3 protein-coding genes are annotated in these 2,336 nt (G+C 60.4%); all 3 read right to left on the bottom strand.

The genetic code is table 11. The features are described from left to right. Positions 1–478: 478 nt before the first annotated feature. The 3 genes from HMPREF2863_RS01595 to HMPREF2863_RS11715 all read right to left on the bottom strand — a co-directional run bounded on the left by HMPREF2863_RS01595 (position 479) and on the right by HMPREF2863_RS11715 (position 2,207). Entirely contained in the window at positions 479–781 is a 303-nt protein-coding gene (locus tag HMPREF2863_RS01595) for a hypothetical protein (RefSeq protein WP_127435036.1), read from the bottom strand. A gap of 389 nt (positions 782–1,170) precedes the next feature. Next, positions 1,171–1,332 carry a hypothetical protein gene (locus tag HMPREF2863_RS11980; RefSeq protein WP_153239424.1) on the bottom strand — a complete coding sequence of 54 codons (162 nt, stop codon included), beginning with the start codon at positions 1,330–1,332 and terminating at the stop codon, positions 1,171–1,173. A 464-nt stretch (positions 1,333–1,796) separates the two neighbouring features. Beyond that, complete coding sequence (locus HMPREF2863_RS11715) at positions 1,797–2,207, bottom strand: hypothetical protein (RefSeq protein ID WP_127435035.1); 411 nt, start codon at positions 2,205–2,207, stop codon at positions 1,797–1,799. Positions 2,208–2,336 lie beyond the last annotated feature (129 nt).

The following is a 2,336-nucleotide window of genomic DNA, read 5'->3' on the forward strand; positions in this document are numbered from 1 at the left end:
CGACTGGACCTACGAAACGGGGTCAGCCCAGTGTACTTCTTGGGCATGTTCCGATTCTCCTTCAGTTGGATCGGAACGAAACCCAGGGCGCTTCAGACGGTGGCTGGCGGATGACGAAGAACGGGGCGCCGTACCGGTCCCGGTACCGCGTGTTCGAGATTGGCCGGAACCGATGTTATCGAGCGCACGGATGTGTTGTTCTCGGGGCTGGCTCATGGTGGGCACTTCGATGAACGCCAGGAGGGTGCTGGGCGGTATCAGGCCGTGCGTCGGGAATGCGTCGAAGCAATCGAACGGAAGCTCCAGGTCGCTGTGACGCAGAGCTGACTACAGGAGCACCATGACGGAGCGGCCCCGATACCGGAGAGGTATCGGGGCCGCGGGCTTCTCGGTCTGACGTAGGAGATTCAGTCAGGACGGCCAGCCTGTGATGCCTTCGAATAGTTGGCTCAGGCTGAGGCTGGCCGTCGTGTTGGGGTCAGTCAGTGCGATTGGTGGCGCGACGATGCCGTGCGGTCTCGAAGATCACGTGCAGGATCGAGGCAACCAGAATCAGAGCAAGTGCAAACCACGTCCACCCGTCCAGGCTAAGGTTCGCGATGTCGTGGCCCTGGTTCTGAAGGTCGGTGATGGTGCTCTTGAACTTGTAGCTGACGATGGCTGACAAGCTGACCAGGACAACAAGTGTGGCCCATGCGACTGCTCGTTTGCGGATGAGGATGGATGCACCGAACATGACGGTCCAGAATCCCACGACGATAGGGAGGGCGCTTGTCAGCATCAACGACCCCACCAGGTTCTGGAGCGAAGTCGGGACCTGGTCATTTTTGACTTCTTCGACACCAGCGAGGATCGGGACTGGTTGGGGGTCGGTGGTTGCGTCAGTGGGTTGGTCGTTGGGTGCGTCAGAAGACGGGTCGGTGGCTGAGGCGGAGGCGGTAAGCAGCAGGAGGGCGTGCAGGGGCGCAGGAGGGCGTGCAGGGTGCGGACCGGCGGAGCCGGAGCAAGTTAGATACTTAGCTATGCTAAGTCGCTTTCGGCCTAGTCAGGCCGGGATTCGTTGCACTGTGCTGGGGGTGCAGGCGCAGGGGGTCAAGCGTCGTCGGAGGCGTCCGTTTTGGGGGCCTGGGGGGTGTCCGGGGTGCGCGGCGGGTCGTTCTTGTGGATCGCTTAATGAACGGCGCGTGTGCTGACGCCTTCGCGCTCGGCAATGGCGCGCATGATCATGCCTTCGGTGCGCATGGCGCGGATACGTTCATGGAGCGCGGCGACCTTGACGAAGTACTTCTCGCAGGGCTGGGCAACCGTGCGCCGGAGCGGTCCGGGGTGCACCCCGGACCGCTCCACGAGGACGCGGGAGGGCCATTTGGGATTGGCTGGAGCTGGGCAGTCCGTGTCAGTGTGAAAAGTAGTTCAATTCTTCATAAGAAGTGAACTAATCACAGGAGGGGGTGGGGTCACAAAGCTAGAAGCGAGGCTCTCAATCAAAGCGACTATAATATTCGTCATTCTGATTTTTCTTCTAGCTTCTTTTCGAGCTTATTCTTCCTCCTGTTTAGGCGCCACCAAGAAACTGACCCCTTGAGCTGGAGGGCTCCTAGTTCGTCGAGGGATGGGAGCCCCTTGTCAGACAGCCTTTTGGAGACCTCTGTCTTGTCTGCTCCTTGCATCGTTGCAACGAGTGCGTGCGCTTCCTTGACTGGAGCGGATGCTAGAGGGTGGGTGGAGAGTTTCGCGTTGACTGCCCTTAGCTCCTCTTCAAGGGCTGAGCGGGAAATGCCTCGGAGTGGCATAGGTCACTTCCCCCTCAGGCAGGCAAGCGCAGCCCGTCCTCCTGCGGCGAGAAACGCCTCAGGGGTCCCCCGAGTCATGATCTGGGTGATCTGAGGCCCATTGAGACCGATTCCCATGAGGCACCTATAGACAGCCCAGGGCCACGCCTGCGTTTCGGCTACTTCCGGGCCGGTCTTCTTTTCCTCGATTAGAAGATCAGAGACATCCCACTCGCTGGATGTGCTTCCTTGATTCTCGAAGTCGCCGGGAAGCGAGGCGGCGGCTGCGTACCCGTCTGTTGCTTGAGGGGTGAAGGCGGGCTGGGCCGCCCAGGCGGTAGCCCCGAAGTTGCTGACGGTGAGGGCTCCTACGATGGAAAACGCGGCCCCGGACTGGGCTAGACGAGAGAGGCGCGGTCGATGCTTGTCGGGCATGAGAGTCTCCTTCGAGTGGATATGACGCGCCCCACTGTACTGTGCGTTCTCTATGCACCGCTATTGCTCTCTGATCCCTCTCGCTCAAGAGGACCTCTTCCTAGGTGTGATGTCCAGGGACGTTGTTGC

The organism is Micrococcus sp. HMSC067E09 (assembly GCF_001812555.1).
GTDB lineage: Bacteria > Actinomycetota > Actinomycetes > Actinomycetales > Micrococcaceae > Micrococcus > Micrococcus lylae.